Consider the following 16,765-nt stretch of genomic DNA (forward strand, 5'->3'; position numbering starts at 1 on the left):
GCTTCTCGCTGCACGCCGCTCGTCACCTTGGACTCGACGCGCGAGACCGAGCCGAGGACGTCGACCGCAGGGAAATGACCGCGCACGGCGAGACCGCGATCGAGCACCACATGTCCGTCGAGGATGCCCCGCGCGGCATCCGCGATCGGCTCGTTGTGATCGTCGCCGTCCACGAGGACCGTGTACAGGCCCGTGATCGACCCGGTGGGCCCCGTGCCCGCGCGCTCGAGCAGTCGCGCGAGCACCGAGAACGTCGACGGCGGGTAGCCGCGCGTGGCCGGCGGCTCGCCGGCCGACAACCCGATCTCGCGCTGGGCCATCGCGACGCGCGTGAGCGAGTCCATCATGAGGAGCACGTCCCGCCCGTCGTCGCGGAAGTGCTCGGCGATGCGGGTCGCGACGAAGGCGGACCGCATGCGGGCCATGGCGGGCTGATCGGAGGTCGCGACGACCACCACCGAGCGGGCGAGACCCGCCGGGCCGAGGTCGTCCTCGAGGAACTCGCGCACTTCGCGCCCGCGCTCGCCGACGAGGGCGATGACGTTGACGTCGGCCGTCGATCCGCGGGCGATCATCGACAGCAGCGACGACTTGCCGACCCCGGACCCGGCGAAGATGCCGAGGCGCTGCCCGATCCCGACCGGGGTCATCGTGTCGAGGACGCGCACGCCGAGCCCGAGCTGCCGGTCGATGCGCCGGCGCGTCATGATGCTCGGCGACTCGTGGTCGAGCGGCACGAACGCGGTCTCCGGATCGAGCGGACCTTTGCCGTCGATCGGCCTCCCGAGTCCGTCGAGCACGCGGCCCAGCAGCCCCTGACCCGTCGGCACGTGCAGCGGCGCACCCGCGTGGCGCACCCGCGAGCGAGCTCTGATGCCGCTCACCGGACCCAGCGGCATGCACCGCGCCGACGTGCCGTCGACCGCCACGACCTCCGCGTCGACGGGCCGCCCGTCGTGCGTCTCGATGCGGATGCGGTCGCCGACCGCGGCGCTGATCCCCCGCACCTCGACGCTCAGTCCCACGACGGCGTCCACCGTGCCGGAGCGCTCGGGTCGGACCGCGCTCAGCGCGCGTGCCCATGATGCCGTCGCGGTGCTCACGGCAGCACCTCGCCGTGCTCGTCGGCTCCGCGCAGCGCGTCGACGGCTCGGCGCAGCGCCTCCCCGATGCGGGTGTCGACCGCACCGTCCTCGATCGCGACGATCGCGCCCCCGGGATCGACGTCGGATGCGGTGACCACTTCGATCCCGTCGAGCAGGCGCGCGGCATCCGGGTCTTCCCGCAGAGTCTCTCCGTCGCGGTCGCTCAGCGTGACGCGCGTCCACAAGCCCACCGGCATGGCGTCGAGTGCTCGCCGCAGCGCGTGCGCAGCCGATCGCGCCGGGTCGGACAACTCGACCCCGAGGATCGCGGTGGCGAGCTCGACCGCAAGCTCTTCGATGCGGGCCGCGGCGATGTCGCCGAGTGTCGCGGCCCGCTCGTCGAGCGCGACCTTCGACGCCCGCAGCGCGCTGAGCGCGGTGCCCCGCTCGTGCAGGTACGCCTCGCGGAGCATCCGCATCCGCTCGTCCTCGCGAGCCTGCTCCGCGCGCGCCTCTTCGAGCGCGACGCGGCGGCCCTCCGCGAACCCGTCCGCATAGCCCCTCGTGCGGGCGCGATCCGCCTCGCCGCGCACGTCGACGGGGCTCGCGCCGACGCGCGGCACCACGAGCGGCGTGAAGGCGGAATCGAGCACGGCGGGCTTCCCGGTAGTGGATGTGGCCGGTCCGTGGCGGGGGTCGAGCGATCCGTGCTCTCGTCGGACTATCGCGACAGGGCGCGGCGGCCGTAACCTCGCGCGTCGCGCTCCTCGCTCACTCGACGAGCTCGTCCTCGTCGTCGCGGGAGATCGTGATCTCGCCGGCGGCGGCGAGCTCGCGGATGATGCGCACGACCTCGGCGCGCGCCTCGTCGACCTGGCGCATCCGCACGGGCCCGAGCGTCCGGGCCTCCTCGGCGAGGTTCTCGCGGTTGCGCTCGGTCATGTTGCGGCGGATCACCTCGGCGATCGGCTCGTCCGCACCCTTGAGCGCGAGAGCGAGCATCCGCAGATCGATTCCGCGCAGCACGCGCTGGGCGTCGCGGTCGTCGAGGCGCACGATGTCGGCGAACGTCACCATGCGGCCGCGGATGTCTTCCGCGAGCGCCGGGTCCCTCCCCTCCAGACTCGCGAGGAGCGACTTCTCGAGAGATGTGTCGGAGCGGTTGATGATCTCGACGAGCGGCTGCACCCCGCCGATCGACTCCTGCACGTCGCGGACCGCGAACACGCCCGTGCGCGAGCGCAGCGAGTCCGCCACGATCGAGATGGCCTCCTGGGTCGCGGTGCCCATCGTCGCGATGGCCTGTGCGACGTCGGTGCGCAGCGGATCCTGCAGCGCCGCGAGCACAGCAGCGGCGCGATCGGCCCGCAGGTTCGCGAGCACGACGGCGACCGTCGCCGGCAGCTCCCCTTCGAGGATCGTCGCGAGCTGCGCCGGGTCGGCCGCGTTGAGGAAGTCGAACGACACCGCTCCCTGCGACATGACGCGGCTCACGATGCCGACGGCCTTCTCGCGCCCGAATGCCGTCTCGAGCAGTCCCGTCGCGAGCTCCTGTCCCCCGCGCGACGGCACCGAGCCGCCGACGGCGATGCGGCGGAACTCGCCCAGGGCACGTGCTGTCGCAGCGACGTCGATGCCGCCGAGCTGCGTGAGTTCCGCCGCGAGCAGCTCCGCACGCTCCTCGCCGATGCGGCGGAGCACCTCGGCGCTGGCGGCGCGATCCATGTTGAGGAGGACGATCGCCGCCTTGCGCAGTCCGCTCAGCGGCGGCGCGGGCGGGGACGGCTGGGAGGGCCGGAGCGCGGCATCCGTCTCGTTCGTGTCTTGCGTCTCGTCGACCGGCTCGACGTCGGCGGCCGGCCGTTCCGCGAGCAGGCTCATACCATCGCCTCATCCATGAGGTTCGCGAGCGCGGCGGCGATCGCGTCGGGGTCGGACTTCGCGATCTCGTCGATCTCGCGCCTGCGCCGTTCGACGAGCACCTGGTCGGGCTCGGGCTCCTCGTCCTCGATGTCGAGCACCGCGGTGGGCAGCGTCTTCGTGGGCGGCGGCGCGGTGACCTCGAGCGGATCCTTCCAGCCCTTGATCGCCTTGAGCTTCTGCTCCTCGGATTCGGTCATCGTGGCCAGGTACTCGATCGGGCCGTCCTCCGTGTGGAGCATGCGGCGCTTCATGCGCCGGCGCACGACGAGGGCCGCCACGAGGATGATCGCGGCCAGCAGGATCGACCCGCCGATGATGATCGACCGCAGCAGCTCCTGCTGGAGCAGCGCTTCGCGCTCGGCTTCGGCTTGCGCGAGCACCTCCTCGGCGCGCTGCGCCGGCGACTGGCTGAACTCCACGAATTCGACCGCGACCGTGTCGCCGCGCTCCGTGTCGATGCCCGCGGCGGTCGTCACGAGCGCCTCGATCTGCTCGGCGGTCACGCCCGTGACCTCGCCGCGGTTGAGTGCGACGCTCACGGTCTGCCGGGTGACCTCGCCGGCCGGCGTCACGGTCTTCTCGGTCGCCTTGTTGACGGCGTTGCTGCGGATGGTCTCCTCGTACTCGTACGTCCCTTCGCCGTCGCCGCCGTTCGGCACCGCGATGTTGTCGGGGCCGAGCACGCCGGCGCCCGGGGCGCCGCCGCCCGTGTAGGTCTCGGTGGTCGTCTGCTCGGTCGGGCTCAGCTCGCCGTCCGGCGCGCTGTAGACCTCTTCGAGCCGCTCCGACGTGGAGTTCGTGACATCGGTCGACACCGTCACGGTGGCGTTGCCGGGGCCCACGATCGTCTCGAGCATCTGCGTGACGGCGGCCGCGACCTTCGCCTCGTGCTCGGTCGCCTGCTTCGAGGCGTCGCCGGTGATGCCGGCGCCGATCGCCGAAAGGACGCGGCCGTTCTGATCGGTGACGGCGACGTCCTGCGGCGTCATGCCCGACACGGCCGCGCTCGTGAGGTGCACGATCGCCTGCACCTGGTCCTCGTCTAGCGTCGCGCCGTTGCGGGTCTTCACGAACACGGATGCCGTCGGATTCTGCTTCTCCGACACGAAGACGCTCTCCTCGGGGATCGCCAGCTGCACGCTCGCGGTGGAGACGTCCTTCATGGCGCCGATCGTGCGCGCGAGCTCCCCCTCGATCGCCCGCTTGTACGTCACCGACTGCTGGAACTCGCTCGCGGTCACGCCCATCTCGTCGAGGAGCGTGTAGCCCTCGCTCGTGTCGCCGGGAAGGCCCGCAGCCGCCGCCGCGAGCCGCTGCGCGTACACCTGGTCGTCGGGGACGAGGATCGTCGCACCGCCCTCGGACAGCTCGTACGACACGCCCGCCGACTTCAGCTGCTCCACGACCGCGGAGGCGTCGGCCGCGCTGAGCCCCGTGAACAGCGGGCTCATCTGGGGCCGCGTGAGCCACGCGCCGAGCGCGACGGCGCCCATCGCGAGCAGGGCGACGCCGATGATCGCGATCGTCCGCTGCGCGAGCGTGAAGCCCGACACGACCTGCTTGGCACGGTCGTAGTAACTCACGAGCACTTTGGGCATGTCAGGCCTGCATCCTCATGATCTCGTTGAACGCCGCGACGCTGCGGTCGCGCACGGCGACGACGAGGTCGAGGGTGAGCGACGCGCGGGTGGCGGCGATCGTGGCCTGGTGGATGTCCTGCAGGTCGCCGGTGACCGCCTTCACGGCGAGCGCGTTCGAGGTCGACTGCAGCTCCTGCAGGTTCTCGACGGCGTCGGTGAGGGTCGAGGAGAAGGTTCCGGATGCGGCGGCGTCGGCGACCGCCGCATCCGGAACCCGGCTTTCGAAGCTGAGCGGTGTGAGAGACCACGCGCCCAGCGGAGAGATCGCTTCGACCGGGCCGGACATCAGCCGCGTCCGATCTGGAGAGCCGCCTCGTAGGCGGTCTTCGCGCGGTCGACGACGGCCGCGTTCGCCTCGTACCCGCGCTGCGCGAGGATGAGCATGCTCATCTGGTCGCCGAGGTCGACGTTCGGGTACTGCACGTAGCCGGCCTCATCGGCGTACGGATGCTCCGGGTCGTACACGAGCCGACCCTCGGCCTCGGACTCGACGACGCCGGCGACGTAGACGCCCGGGCTCCGGGTACCCGCCTGCACGGTGACGAGCCGCTCGCGGAACGCCTCCTCGCCGGCGGGCGTCGCGGTGTTGATGTTGGCGATGTTGTCGCTCAGGGCGTCGAGCCACTTGCGGTGCACGTTCAAGCCGGTGCCGGCGATGCCGATCGCGTCGAAGGTCATGCGGATGCCTGCCCGATCGCCGTGCGGATGGAGTCGGCCTGGCCGCTGAACGCCTGGCTCGCGAACTGGAAGCGCAGCACCGTGTCGATGTTCGACAGCGTCTCGGTGTCGAGGTTCACGTTGTTGCCGTTCAGGCGGGTCGGCTCGAGCGAGCGCTCGACGATCGCCTCGGCGGCACCGGTGCCGCGCGCGACGGCTTCGCGCAGCTCGTCCTCGAAGAGGACGCGCTTGGCGTGGTAGCCGGGCGTGTTGATGTTCGCGATGTTGTCGGCGATCGCACGCTGACGCAGAGAGAGGCCGTCGAGCGCGCTGGACAGCGCGACGGCGGTGACGGATTCGAGCACGGCGCACTCCGGATGCTGGGGTGGGCCGATCCGTGGCCAGACGTCGAGCGATCCTTGCTCGGTGCCGACTATCGCGACGGATTCGGGATCGCGTAACCGCGGGACGTCACCCTTCGACGTCGAGGTAGGCCGGCGCATCCGGCGGCGTCGTCGGAACACGGCGCAGAGCCGCGAGCTGGCGCGCGACCTTCGCGCGCGACGCGATGACACTGCTGATCATGAGCTGCTGCCGCGCGAGGATCGCCTCGGCTCGTTCGCGCACCTCCTCCGGGGGCGGGCCGGGCGGCGGCTCGAGCTCCTGGGGCACGAGCTGCTCGTCGGCCGCATCGAGCGCGGCCTCGAATCGGTCGAGCAGCCTGAGCCACTCGGCGAGGTGGTCGGCCCCGTCGGTCACGTCGCTCACGCCAGGGCGGACTCGACGGATGCCGACACCGCCGCGAGCTTCGCGGCGGCCTGGTGCCACGCGTCGCGCAGCGGCGCGACGATGTCACGGCACTCCGCGGTCGCAGCGCGGTCGCGGCCGACGTTCGCGACGATGAGCCGACCGGTGAGGTAGGTGTAGAGGCTCCGCAGGCCCGCGGCCCCGTCCCAGGCATCCGTGAGGGATGCCGTCAGCTCGGCGATGATCTGCTGCGCGTGGATGAGATGGTTCCCGGCGGCGACCCAGTCGGCGGCGTCCTGCGCGGCGGCGGCGCGATCGATGTCGACCAGCAGCCGGTCGTAGAGCATGGTCAAAAGGAGCTCGGGCGAGGCTGACGCGACCCGCTGCTCGAGGTACTGCTGCCGGGCGCGTTCCGGTGAGGTGCGCATCGTCATGGGCTCCCAGGAAGTCGGTGGTGGAGGTCCTCGCGGTCAGGACGAGGAGGACGGCTGGGTGAGGGAGGCGAGCTGCGACGTCAGCCATGCGGACTGGGACTGGAGCGCAGACAGCCGCACCTCCAGCTGCGCGTAGGTGCGCTCGAGGGTGGCGCGGCGCTGCTCCAGACGCAGGTCCCAGCGTTCGACCTGCGTCTGGAGGCTCTTCACCTCGTCCTGCTGACCGGTGATGCGCTGGGTGAGAAGACCTTCGTACTTGTCGGAGTACTGGTTCGTGGTCTCCTGAACGCGGGCGGCGATCTGCGAGAACATCGCCTGGGTGCCCTCCGGATCGTCGGCGAGCGCCTTCTCGAACTTCTCGGCGTCGAAGGACAGCACCCCATTCCGGTCGAACGAGATGCCGATGGTCGAGGGCGACCAGCCGTCGACCGGGGCCTGGACGGCGTTCGAGAGCGCGATCCGCAGCGAGCGCACCGTGCTGTCGCCGCTGAAGACGCCGAGCCGCGTCTTCTCGCCCGCGTCGCCGATCGTCGCCTTCGAGCCGTTGTCGATGCGCGTGAGCAGGGCGGCGATCTCCTTGACGAAGGCCTCTGCCGATGTGGTCTGGGCCTTGGCGTCCAGCGCGACCGACACGGTCACCGGGTCTGAGCTGACAGTCGACACGGTGACGTCGATGCCCTCCGCCAGCGTGAACGTGTTCGTCGCGCTCGTCAGGGTCTGCTCGGCCGCTGTGCCGGCGAAGAGGCGGATGCGGGCGTCCGCGCCCTGCGCGATGACCGCCGCTCCGGCATCCGCGGCGACATCGGAGGCGGTTCCTCCCGCGACCTCGTCGGCGGTGCCGCGGTACACGGTGAAGGAGGCGGCAGCACCCGTCTTGTCGGCGGTGAGCTGGATCCGCGAGAGCGGGCTGCCTCCGGCATCCGTGCCCGCCGGCACGACCGTTGCGACGACCCCGGCCTTCGCGGCGTTGATCGCCTTCGCAAGGTCGTGCGGTCCCGTGCCGGTCGCGGTGACCTCGGTCTTCGTGCCGTCGGATGCCACCAGCGTGAACGTGCCGCCCCACGCGTCCGCGCGCGCGGCCGCAGTGACGACGGTGTGGGTGGATGCCACGGCGTCGACGACGATGCTTGTCGAGAAGGCGCGCGCGCCTTCGCCTGCGGTCACCGTGACGCTCTCGGCCGAGGCGGTCGCGGTGTACGCGGCGAGAGAGTTCGTGCCCGCGGCCGTCTTCGCCTTCTCGAACAGCTCCTGCAGCGACGTGTTCAGCGACTGCAGGTTGGAGATGACCGAGTTGCGGTCGGTGATCTTCGCCGTGAGCAGCGTCTTCGGGATCGCGTGCACGTTCATGAGCGCGTCGATCACCTCGGCGGTGTTGAGACCCGAGACGAGGCCGTCAATCTTCATGCCCGGATGCCTTCCGTCGGTGGTGCGGGGTGGCCGTCTTATGTATTAGGCGCCCGGGCGGAAGGGAAGGCCCCGCCCGGGCGCCTGCTGCGCGGAAAGCGCGGTGGATCAGCGGAGCAGCTGCAGGATGCCCTGGCCCGACTGGTTCGCCTGCGCGAGCATCGCGGTGCCCGCCTGCTGCAGGATGTTCGCCGACGTGAAGCGGACCATCTCGGCCGCCATGTCGGTGTCGCGGATGCGGCTGTTCGCCGCCGCGAGGTTCTCGGCTGCGACCTGCAGTGAGTTGATCGTCGACTCGAAGCGGTTCTGGTTCGCACCGAGCGTGGCACGAGCCGTCGAGACGTTGACGATCTCGGCGTCCACTGCGGCGATGCTCGTCAGCGCGGTCGCCGCGTCATCCGCAGTCAGCGCACCGATGGTCGCACCGAGGCCCGAGAAGTCGGTCAGGGCGACCGCGATCTGGTCCTCAGCGGCCTCCGAGCCCGCGCCGACCTGGAACGTCAGCGACGCGTTCGAGCCGTCGAGCAGCTTGATGCCGTTGAAGTTCGTCGAAGCGGCGACGCGGGTGAGCTCCTCGCCCAGCAGCTCGATCTCGCCGGCGATGGCCGCACGCGAGTCGTCGTTGTTCGAGTCGTTCCCGCCCTGCACGAGCAGGTCGCGAACACGCTGCAGGATCGAGTGCACCTCGGTGAGCGCACCTTCCGCGGTCTGGATGACCGAGATGCCGTCCTGGGCGTTGCGCGCGGCGACGTTCAGGCCGTTCACCTGCGCACGCAGGCCCTCGGAGATGGCGAGTCCGGCGGCGTCGTCGGCCGCACGGTTGATGCGCAGACCGCTCGAGAGCTTCTCGAGCGACTTCGACAGGTCGTTCTGCGTGCTCGACAGGTTGCGGTACGCGTTGAGCGCGCTGACGTTGGTTGCGATCTGAAGACCCATGATGTCCTCCGTGTCTGGGGTCGGATGCGGGTCCGTCCGTGGACCTGCACCTCCGACATTCGCGACACCGCTCGAACGCGTAACCGCGGTCGAGGAGTTGTCGTGTCAGGACGCCACGAGCAGCTCGTCGGAAAGGCCCTGCGCGCGGCGGGGCGGCCGCCCGAACACGGCCTCGAAGAACTCGGCCTTGATCTTGGTGCCGCGGTCGCCCTCGCCCCCGGTCTCCCACGCTTCGAGCGCCTCCCGCATGAGTCCGAGTCCGTTCCGCCTGAGCTTCGAGACGTAGGCGTGGCTCACTCCGAGCTCCTCGGCGAGGTCTTTGACCATGCGGTCCTCGATGTAGATGCCGCGGATCACGTGCTTCATCGCGGCGGGGAGTGCCTCGACCACGCGCAGGAGCATCGCGCGCGTCTCGGACTGCTCGGCGGCATGCTCGGGCAGGATGACGCTGCTCGTGAGGTCGGCGGCCTGCCGGCCGTCTTCCGCATCGAAGTGCGCTTCGAAGCTCGTCGCCGTGCGGACCATCGCGTCGAGGTGCAGCGCGTCGGCGACGACGTCTTCGTCGAGACCCGACTCCCTGGCGAGCTCGGCGAGCGTGGCGTCGCGTCCGGTGCGCGCGCGCACCGCCTCGGCGGCGACGTTCACGCGCTGGATCTTCACGCGACCGCGCTCGCCCGCGGGGTCGGCGCCGCGCATCTCGTCGAGCATCGCCCAGTTGATCTGGTGCCGGGCGAACGCGCCGAACGGGATGCCGCGCTCCGGCTCGTACGAGAGCGCTGCCCTCGCGAGCCCGAACATGGCGGCGGAGATGAGGTCGTCCAGGTTCACGTGCTGCGCCGTCCGCGCCTTCTCGACGGCGAGGTACTTCGCGAGCGGCAGATTCTCGCGGGCGAGGCGTTCAGGAGTGGGGATGGATTCCGAAGGCGCATCGGAATCAGCGCAAAAGACAAATTGATTCGACAACGTGACTCCGTGGGGATATCGGCTCGTTTACGAGCGAAAATAGCACCTTCCGCAAGAAAGTGTGAGAACTTTCTCATTTTTGCCTTGCGGCCAGATCCACCGCGGCGCAAGGCGGCGGAAAGGCCCCGACCCCGGCATCCGCTCATACCCCATCCGGCGGACGAAGCGGATCAGCCGGGCGGGCGTCGCCGAACGGGCGCGGCGGGATTCGTGTGCGGGGCGAGCGCGCACGCGAACAGCCTTGGCCGGCGCGAAGCGCTCGGGCTACGCCCCGGAGAAGGACGTCGAGGGATTCAGACGGCCGCGCGGATGAGCGGCACGGGGAATGCCGAGGCGCGGATCGGATCGAGCCGGGAGTCGGTGATGCCGGCCGTGAACGGCTCGAGGTCCGAGACCTTGAACAGTGCGTCCCGGCCGAACTTGGAGCTGTCCGCCACGAAGAACGCTTCGCTCGCGATCGACAGCATCGTGCGCTTGAGCTCGATCTCGTAACTGGACGTGCTGTAGACCCCGTCGTCCATGACGGTGTCGCAGCCCAGGATCGCGACGTTGACGCGGAGGTTCTGCAGCTGCTCGACGGCCGTCGGACCCCACATCGACACATCGTTCGGGAGCAGCTCGCCCCCGATGAACACGAGGCTCGCGCTGCGTCGCTGTGCGATCTCGACGCCGATCTGCAGGTCGTTCGTGACGACCGTGATGCGCGAGCTGGCGAGGTGCCGAGCCACCTCGAGCGTCGTCGTGCCGCTGTCGAGCAGGACGGTCTGGCCGTCGAGGATGCGGTCCGCCATCGCCTTCCCGATCGCGACCTTCTCGCGGCGGTGCAGGGTCTCCTTCAAGTCGAAGGGTGCATCGGTCTGGCGGACGGGGAGCGCACCGCCGTGCGTGCGTTGCACGAGATCGCGCGCTTCGAGGCGCTCGAGATCGCGTCGAATCGTGGAGGGAGTCACGTTGAAGGTGCTTGCCAGTTCAGCGACCGACTGAAAGCCGCGCTCTACGAGAAGCTCGACGATCTGGGCCTCACGCGTCATTGCGATCCGACTCCTCCGCTAGGTGATGCGAACGACTATACCGCGCGCTTTGCGCGTTTTCGCGCATAATCTGCGTGTCTGTTGCCCGATGTGCGCGGATTCGATTGCACGGATGCGCGATTTCTGTGTAATGTCGTGCGCCAGATCGTCGCAAACGCGCACCGTGAGCGACCCGATCACGAAGGAGTGAGTATGAAGCGAAAGAGTCCTGCAATCGCCCTGCTCGCGGGAGCGACTGTGTTCGCACTCGCGGGATGTGGCACCACGGCCGGCGGCGGATCGTCTGACGGTGGCGCGAACAGCGGCGGCACCGCCGAGGGCGCCTACGTCACGGTCGTCAAGGCGACCGGCATCGGCTGGTTCGACCGCATGGAGGTCGGCGTCGACGAGTGGGCCGACGAGACCGGCGTCGACGCGCGCCAGGAGGGTCCGGCCCAGGCCACGAACGAGGGCCAGGTCGAGATCATCCAGAACCTGATCGCCCAGGAGCCGGTGGCGATCACCGTCGTCCCGAACGACGTCGCGGGCCTCGCGACCGTGCTGGGCGAGGCGCGCGACAAGGGCATCATCGTCGTCGCGCACGAGGGCGCGGGCATGCAGAACGTCGACATCGACATCGAGGCGTTCGAGAACAAGGCCTACGGCGCGCAGATCATGGACAACCTGGCGGAGTGCATGGACGAGGAGGGCGGCTACGTGCAGTTCGTCGGTCGCCTCACCAACGGCTCGCACAGCGAGTGGGTGCAGGGCGCGCTGGAGAACCAGGAGGCGAACTTCCCGAACCTCACGCGCCTCGAAGACCCGATCGAGTCCGAAGAGGACGAGGAGGTCGCCTACAACAAGGCCAAGGAGCTGCTCGCGAAGTACCCCGACATCAAGGGCTTCCAGGGCTCGGCCGGCACCGACGTCACGGGCATCGCGCGTGCGGTCGAGGAGGCCGGCAAGAGCGACAGCGTCTGCGTGATGGGCACGTCGATCCCGTCGGTGGCCAGCAGCTACCTCGAGTCCGGCTCGATCGACAAGATCTTCTTCTGGGACCCGGCCATGGCCGGCAAGGCCCAGCTGGCGATCGCCAAGATCCTCGCTGAGGGCGGCTCGATCGAGGAGGGCACCGACCTCGGTGTTCCCGGCTACGAGTCGCTCGTGAAGCTCGAGGGCTACGACAACGTGTTCGCCGGTGAGGCGGGCGTGGTCGTCGACGCCTCGAACGTCGCGGAATACGACTTCTGATCCGATAGATCGCTCGTCGACCGCGCGGGAGTGCATCGAGCAGATGCGCTCCCGCGCGGCGACTCGAAGGAGATCGCACACTCATGAGTCCCGCGCACACGGTCCTCGAGGTGCGCGACATCGTCAAGACGTACGGCGGTGTGCGCGCACTCGGCGGAGTGTCGCTCAGTCTCGAAGCCGGCGAGGTGCACTGCCTCGCCGGTGAGAACGGCAGCGGCAAGTCCACCCTCATCAAGATCATCAGCGGTGTCGAGAGGCCCGACTCCGGCACCATCACGATCGACGGTGAGACCCACACCCACACGACACCGACCGGCGCGATCCGCGCCGGCATCCAGGTCATCTACCAGGACTTCTCCCTCTTCCCCAACCTGACGGCCGCCGAGAACATCGCCATGCTGAGCGAGCTCGCGGACCGCCGCAAGCTCTCCTCGCGCCGCCGCATCCGCGCGGCCGCGGAGCGCATCGTCGCCGACCTCGGCCTGAACATCGATCTCGACGCCGATGTCGAGCATCTCTCGGTCGCGGATCGCCAGCTCATCGCCATCTGCCGCGCGCTGGTGGGTGAAGCGCGAGTGCTCATCATGGACGAGCCGACGACTGCGCTGACCCACTCGGAGGTCAAGCGCCTGTTCACGATCGTGCGCCGGCTCCAGGACCGCGGCGTCGCCGTCGTGTTCGTCAGCCACAAGCTCGACGAAGTGCTGCAGATCTCGCAGCGCGTCACCGTGCTGCGCAACGGCGAGGTGGTCGAGTCCGGCCTCGCATCCGAGTACACGGGCCGCGCGATCGCCAAGGCGATGACCGGCCGCGACGTCAGCGAGGAGCGGCTCGTCGACGAGCTTCCCGACGGCCGGAAGCCGCTGATGGTCGTCGAGGGCCTCGGCCGCAAGGGCGCGTTCGCCGATGTCAGCTTCACTCTCCGGCCCGGCGAGATCCTCGGCATCACCGGCCTCCTCGGGTCCGGTCGCAGCGAGATCGCCGAGGCGATCTTCGGAGTCGCCCCCGCCGACACGGGAACCGTGACGATCGGCGGTCGGACCCGCCGCATCCGCTCGATCAAGGATGCCGTCCGAGCCGGCATCGGATACGTCCCCGAGGACCGCCTCACGCAGGGTCTGTTCCTCGAGAAGTCCATCGCCGACAACATGGTCGCGGCGTCGCTCGACTCGTACCGCAACAAGGCGTTCCTCCTGGACGGCAAGCGCATCGCCCGGTCGATGGCCGACCTGTTCCGGCGGCTCCGGATCAAGGCGCCCAACGTGCAGGCGCCCGTGCGCAGCCTCTCGGGCGGAAACGCGCAGCGGGTCGTCATCGCGAAGTGGCTCGATCGCAAGCCGAACGTCCTGATGCTGAACGGGCCGACCGTCGGCGTCGACATCGGCTCGAAGGAGGAGATCTTCGCGATCCTCCGCGAGCAGGCCGCGAACGGCATGGGGATCATCGTCATCTCGGACGACATCCCCGAGCTCGTGTCGAGCTGCCACCGCGTGCTCATCGTGCGCGCGGGGCACGTCGTGGCGGAGGTCGTCGGCGACGACATCGACGTGGACGGAATTCAGGAAAGGATGACCGCCTGATGGACATTCTCCGTCGTCTGCGCGGGGCGAACAACGAAGGCGTGCTCGCCGCGGTGATCGTCGTCGTGGCCATCGCCATGGCGCTCGCGAGCCCGGCGTTCTTCACGCCCAGCACCTTCTTCGGCCTCGTCCGCAGCTCCCTCGTGCCGCTGATCTTCGCGCTCGGCGTGCTGCTGGTCATGATCTCGGGCGGGATCGACGTCTCCTTCCCCGCCATCGCGATCTTCGCGGCGTACACCACCGTGCAATGGTCCTCGCAGGCGAGCTTCGACCCCACGCTCGTCGGGATCTTCGCGATCGCGATCGTGATCGGCGCCCTGTGGGGCCTCGTCAACGGCGTGGTGATCGCACGGTTCCGGCTTCCCACGCTGATCGTGACCCTCGGAACCCAGGGGATCATCAAGGGGATCCTGCTCACCTACATCGGCTCCGCCTACATCTCGGCGGCCAAGCTCCCCCCGAGCATCTCGGATGCCGGCGACGCCCACCTCGTCGACATCCCCGGGGCCGGCTACCTGCACGGAATGCTCATCCCGGTCGTGATCGTCGTCGTCGCGGTGTGGTGGATGCTCAAGTACACGACCTTCGGGCGCAGCATCTTCGCGATCGGCGGCGACATCGAGGCGGCTCGCCGGGTCGGCATCAAAGTCGTGCGCACGCAGGTCCTCCTGTACGTGCTCGTCGGCGCGCTCGCCGCGTTCGGCGGCGTCATCTCGGTGATCCTCGGCAAGAATGCAAACCCGCAGTCCCTCGTCGGCACCGAGCTGGACATCATCGCCGCGGTCGTCCTCGGCGGAGCGTCCATCTTCGGCGGGCGCGGCTCGGTGTTCGGGACGGTGCTCGGCGTCGTCCTCGTGCAGCTGATCAACAACAACCTCGTGCTCATCGGCATCCCCAGCACGTGGCAGCGCGCCGCGGTCGGCGCCCTGCTCATCATCGGCGTCAGCATCCAGGCGCTGGCCGCGCTTCGCGACCGCCGAAAGCCCGTCCTGCTCGAAGAGGAGGTGAGCCGAGCATGAGCGATCTCGGTTCGAACGGCCTGCGCACGGCCAACAGCAGACTCGACGGCGCGGTACGCAACGTCATCGACCGCGTCCACCTCCAGCGCGGTGCCGGCCGCATGGTGATCCTGCTGGTGGTCACCTTCCTGCTCTTCGCCGCGCTCAACCCGCGCGTGTTCCTGAACCCGGTCAACCTGCAGAACATCATGGTCGGGGCACCCGAGATCGGCCTGATCTCGCTCGCGATGATGATCGCGATGCTCACCGGCGGCATCGACCTGTCGGTCGTGGCGATCGCGAACATGGCGGCGATCACCGTCTCGTCGCTGTACACGCTGGTGGCCACCACCTCGGGGCCCGAGACCGCCGAGGCGATGTCGGGGCTCATCATCCTCGCGGGGATCGCCATGGGTGCGCTGCTCGGCGCGGTCAACGGCGTGCTCGTCAGCGTCGTCGGCGTCACGCCGATCCTCACGACACTCGGCACGATGCAGCTCTTCAACGGGCTGGCGCTCGTGTGGACGGGCGGAGTGACGATCTCGGGCGCTCCGACGGTGCTCACGACCATCGGCAAGACGACGCTCATCGGCATCCCGGTGCTCTTCCTCGTGCTGATCGTCGCCGCGATCGTCCTGGCCCTCGTCATCGATCGCACCCCCATCGGCCGAAAGGTGCAGCTGCAGGGCGCGAACCCGGTCGCGGCACGCTACTCCGGCATCAGCGCGCGGTCGACGCTGATGCTCACGTACACGGTGAGCGGTCTGCTCGGCGCGCTCGCGGGCCTGGTGTTCCTCGCCCGCAACCCGTCGGCGAGCGCCGACTACGGGTCGAGCTACGTCCTGCTCGCGATCGTGATCGCGGTGCTGGGCGGCACGAACCCCAACGGCGGCTTCGCGACCGTCCTCGGCGTCGTCCTCGCGACGCTCACGCTGCAGGTCGTCTCCAGCGGGTTCACCGCGATGCGCCTGTCCGCGTACGAGTACGCCATCGCGCAGGGCGTCCTGCTCATCGCCGTCATGGTGTTCGACCAGATCAACTTCAGGCGACGCAGGCGATCACCGCTGCCTGTCCCGGCGGCGTCGAGCGAGACCGTCGCCATCGCCACCGAGCGTCGCAGAAAGGACACAGGAGAATGAGGAAGATCATCAACGCGCCCGAGGCGTTCGTCGACGAGTTCGTCGAGGGCATCCTGCTGGCGCATCCCGACCTGGTGAAGACGCCGGGCGACGACCTGCGGGTGCTGGTGCGCGCCGACGCGCCCCAGCAGGGCAAGGTCGGCATCGTCACCGGCGGCGGCTCCGGCCACCTCCCCCTCTTCAAGGGGTACGTGGGCAAGGGCCTGTGCTCGGGCGTCGCGATCGGCAATGTGTTCAGCTCGCCCAGCTCGCAGCAGATCTTCGAGGCGACGAAGGCCGTCGACGGCGGCGCCGGGGTGCTCTACCTGTACGGCAACTACGGTGGCGACGTCTTCAACTTCGACCTGTCCGTCGACCTCGCCGAGCTCGACGACATCCCGACCCGCACGGTGCTCGGCCGCGACGACGTCGCCAGCCAGCCGAAGGAGCGCAAGCAGGACCGCCGCGGCGTCGCGGGCATCTTCTTCGCGTACAAGGCCGCCGGAGCGGCGGCCGAGCGCGGCGACACCCTCGACGAGGTCGCCGCCGTCGCCGAGGACGTCGTCGAGCACACCGCGACGATGGGCATCGGCCTTGCGCCCACGATCCTCCCGACGACGGGTCAGCCGAGCTTCGAGCTGCCCGACGGCGAGATGGAGATCGGCATCGGGATCCACGGCGAGCCGGGCACCCGCCGCGGCCCGCTCGAGACCGCCGACGAGATCGCCGAGCAAATCGTGCAGGCCCTCGTCGACGACCTGGAGCTCACCTCGGGCGCCCGCGTCGCCGTGCTCGTGAACGGCATGGGCGCGACTCCTCTGGAGGAGCTGTACGTGCTGTACCGCAAGACGCACCAGATCCTCACCGGGCTCGGCATCGAGATCGCCAAGAGCTACGTCGGCGAGTACGCGACGAGTCTCGAGATGGCCGGCGCCTCCATCTCGCTGCTGGAGCTGAACGACCAGCGGCTGGAGCTGCTGAACGCACCGGCGAAGTCCCCCTTCTTCGAGGAGGCCTGA

Annotated in this window: 18 protein-coding genes; 5 read left to right on the top strand and 13 right to left on the bottom strand. The window is 69.4% G+C overall.

Annotated features, from left to right (window positions below; all coding sequences use genetic code 11):
* From VFF97_RS07975 to VFF97_RS08035, 13 genes are all read right to left on the bottom strand, one after another.
* Positions 1-1,103: FliI/YscN family ATPase (locus VFF97_RS07975; RefSeq protein WP_325032962.1), on the bottom strand; the 1,103-nt coding region annotated here is incomplete at its 3' end.
* Positions 1,100-1,738 carry a FliH/SctL family protein gene (locus tag VFF97_RS07980; protein WP_325032963.1) on the bottom strand — a complete coding sequence of 213 codons (639 nt, stop codon included), beginning with the start codon at positions 1,736-1,738 and terminating at the stop codon, positions 1,100-1,102. The genes VFF97_RS07980 and VFF97_RS07975, both read right to left, overlap by 4 nt.
* Before the next feature lie 118 nt (positions 1,739-1,856).
* A complete protein-coding gene (fliG, locus tag VFF97_RS07985; protein ID WP_325032964.1) occupies positions 1,857-2,966 on the bottom strand; it encodes a flagellar motor switch protein FliG in 1,110 nt (369 codons plus the stop codon).
* Positions 2,963-4,606, bottom strand: coding sequence for a flagellar basal-body MS-ring/collar protein FliF (fliF, locus tag VFF97_RS07990; RefSeq protein WP_325032965.1), 1,644 nt, complete (start codon positions 4,604-4,606; stop codon positions 2,963-2,965). Before fliF ends, fliG begins: the two co-directional genes overlap by 4 nt.
* 1 nt (position 4,607) lies before the next feature.
* Positions 4,608-4,934 (bottom strand): flagellar hook-basal body complex protein FliE, encoded by a 327-nt coding sequence (gene fliE / locus VFF97_RS07995; RefSeq protein ID WP_325032966.1) that lies wholly within the window; start codon positions 4,932-4,934, stop codon positions 4,608-4,610.
* On the bottom strand, positions 4,934-5,326 hold the full coding sequence (locus VFF97_RS08000; protein ID WP_325032967.1) for a flagellar basal body rod protein FlgC: 393 nt from the start codon (positions 5,324-5,326) through the stop codon (positions 4,934-4,936). Before VFF97_RS08000 ends, fliE begins: the two co-directional genes overlap by 1 nt.
* Positions 5,323-5,670, bottom strand: coding sequence for a flagellar basal body rod protein FlgB (locus VFF97_RS08005; RefSeq protein WP_325032968.1), 348 nt, complete (start codon positions 5,668-5,670; stop codon positions 5,323-5,325). The genes VFF97_RS08000 and VFF97_RS08005 overlap by 4 nt, the downstream gene beginning before the upstream one ends.
* A gap of 106 nt (positions 5,671-5,776) precedes the next feature.
* Positions 5,777-6,064: a hypothetical protein gene (locus tag VFF97_RS08010; protein ID WP_325032969.1), complete on the bottom strand. Its 288-nt coding sequence runs from the start codon at positions 6,062-6,064 to the stop codon at positions 5,777-5,779.
* A 5-nt stretch (positions 6,065-6,069) separates the two neighbouring features.
* Complete coding sequence (gene fliS / locus VFF97_RS08015) at positions 6,070-6,486, bottom strand: flagellar export chaperone FliS (protein ID WP_325032970.1); 417 nt, start codon at positions 6,484-6,486, stop codon at positions 6,070-6,072.
* Positions 6,487-6,522: 36 nt separating this feature from the next.
* Positions 6,523-7,890, bottom strand: coding sequence for a flagellar filament capping protein FliD (gene fliD / locus VFF97_RS08020; protein ID WP_325032971.1), 1,368 nt, complete (start codon positions 7,888-7,890; stop codon positions 6,523-6,525).
* Between the two features lie 108 nt (positions 7,891-7,998).
* Positions 7,999-8,826, bottom strand: a complete 828-nt coding sequence (locus VFF97_RS08025) for a flagellin (protein ID WP_325032972.1) — start codon at positions 8,824-8,826, stop codon at positions 7,999-8,001.
* 105 nt (positions 8,827-8,931) lie between these two features.
* Positions 8,932-9,789 carry a sigma-70 family RNA polymerase sigma factor gene (locus VFF97_RS08030; protein WP_325032973.1) on the bottom strand — a complete coding sequence of 286 codons (858 nt, stop codon included), beginning with the start codon at positions 9,787-9,789 and terminating at the stop codon, positions 8,932-8,934.
* 293 nt (positions 9,790-10,082) lie between these two features.
* Positions 10,083-10,820 (bottom strand): DeoR/GlpR family DNA-binding transcription regulator, encoded by a 738-nt coding sequence (locus VFF97_RS08035; protein WP_325032974.1) that lies wholly within the window; start codon positions 10,818-10,820, stop codon positions 10,083-10,085.
* A 192-nt stretch (positions 10,821-11,012) separates the two neighbouring features.
* On the opposite strand from VFF97_RS08035, the gene VFF97_RS08040 reads away from it, so the two are divergent.
* From VFF97_RS08040 to VFF97_RS08060, 5 genes are all read left to right on the top strand, one after another.
* A complete protein-coding gene (locus tag VFF97_RS08040; protein WP_325032975.1) occupies positions 11,013-12,050 on the top strand; it encodes an autoinducer 2 ABC transporter substrate-binding protein in 1,038 nt (345 codons plus the stop codon).
* Positions 12,051-12,133: 83 nt separating this feature from the next.
* Positions 12,134-13,630: a sugar ABC transporter ATP-binding protein gene (locus VFF97_RS08045; protein WP_325032976.1), complete on the top strand. Its 1,497-nt coding sequence runs from the start codon at positions 12,134-12,136 to the stop codon at positions 13,628-13,630.
* Entirely contained in the window at positions 13,630-14,649 is a 1,020-nt protein-coding gene (locus VFF97_RS08050; protein ID WP_325032977.1) for an ABC transporter permease, read from the top strand. Before VFF97_RS08045 ends, VFF97_RS08050 begins: the two co-directional genes overlap by 1 nt.
* Positions 14,646-15,767: an ABC transporter permease gene (locus VFF97_RS08055; protein WP_325032978.1), complete on the top strand. Its 1,122-nt coding sequence runs from the start codon at positions 14,646-14,648 to the stop codon at positions 15,765-15,767. The genes VFF97_RS08050 and VFF97_RS08055 overlap by 4 nt, the downstream gene beginning before the upstream one ends.
* The gene (locus VFF97_RS08060) at positions 15,764-16,765 is read left to right on the top strand and encodes a dihydroxyacetone kinase subunit DhaK (RefSeq protein WP_325032979.1); all 1,002 of its coding nucleotides are present in this window, start codon (positions 15,764-15,766) and stop codon (positions 16,763-16,765) included. Before VFF97_RS08055 ends, VFF97_RS08060 begins: the two co-directional genes overlap by 4 nt.

Origin of the sequence: Microbacterium sp. (genome assembly GCF_035687345.1) — a bacterium.
Classification (GTDB): Bacteria; Actinomycetota; Actinomycetes; order Actinomycetales; family Microbacteriaceae; genus Microbacterium.

What these genes read in the sequence shown, in the direction of transcription:
- VFF97_RS08035 (WP_325032974.1), bottom strand. Translation starts at nt 10,820, where the DNA reads ATGACGCGTGAGGCCCAGATCGTCGAGCTTCTCGTAGAGCGCGGCTTT.
- VFF97_RS08045 (WP_325032976.1), top strand. Translation starts at nt 12,134, where the DNA reads ATGAGTCCCGCGCACACGGTCCTCGAGGTGCGCGACATCGTCAAGACG.
- VFF97_RS08040 (WP_325032975.1), top strand. Translation starts at nt 11,013, where the DNA reads ATGAAGCGAAAGAGTCCTGCAATCGCCCTGCTCGCGGGAGCGACTGTG.
- VFF97_RS08060 (WP_325032979.1), top strand. Translation starts at nt 15,764, where the DNA reads ATGAGGAAGATCATCAACGCGCCCGAGGCGTTCGTCGACGAGTTCGTC.
- VFF97_RS08050 (WP_325032977.1), top strand. Translation starts at nt 13,630, where the DNA reads ATGGACATTCTCCGTCGTCTGCGCGGGGCGAACAACGAAGGCGTGCTC.
- fliG (WP_325032964.1), bottom strand. Translation starts at nt 2,966, where the DNA reads ATGAGCCTGCTCGCGGAACGGCCGGCCGCCGACGTCGAGCCGGTCGAC.
- VFF97_RS08025 (WP_325032972.1), bottom strand. Translation starts at nt 8,826, where the DNA reads ATGGGTCTTCAGATCGCAACCAACGTCAGCGCGCTCAACGCGTACCGC.
- VFF97_RS08055 (WP_325032978.1), top strand. Translation starts at nt 14,646, where the DNA reads ATGAGCGATCTCGGTTCGAACGGCCTGCGCACGGCCAACAGCAGACTC.
- fliF (WP_325032965.1), bottom strand. Translation starts at nt 4,606, where the DNA reads ATGCCCAAAGTGCTCGTGAGTTACTACGACCGTGCCAAGCAGGTCGTG.
- VFF97_RS08000 (WP_325032967.1), bottom strand. Translation starts at nt 5,326, where the DNA reads ATGACCTTCGACGCGATCGGCATCGCCGGCACCGGCTTGAACGTGCAC.
- fliE (WP_325032966.1), bottom strand. Translation starts at nt 4,934, where the DNA reads ATGTCCGGCCCGGTCGAAGCGATCTCTCCGCTGGGCGCGTGGTCTCTC.
- fliD (WP_325032971.1), bottom strand. Translation starts at nt 7,890, where the DNA reads ATGAAGATTGACGGCCTCGTCTCGGGTCTCAACACCGCCGAGGTGATC.
- fliS (WP_325032970.1), bottom strand. Translation starts at nt 6,486, where the DNA reads ATGACGATGCGCACCTCACCGGAACGCGCCCGGCAGCAGTACCTCGAG.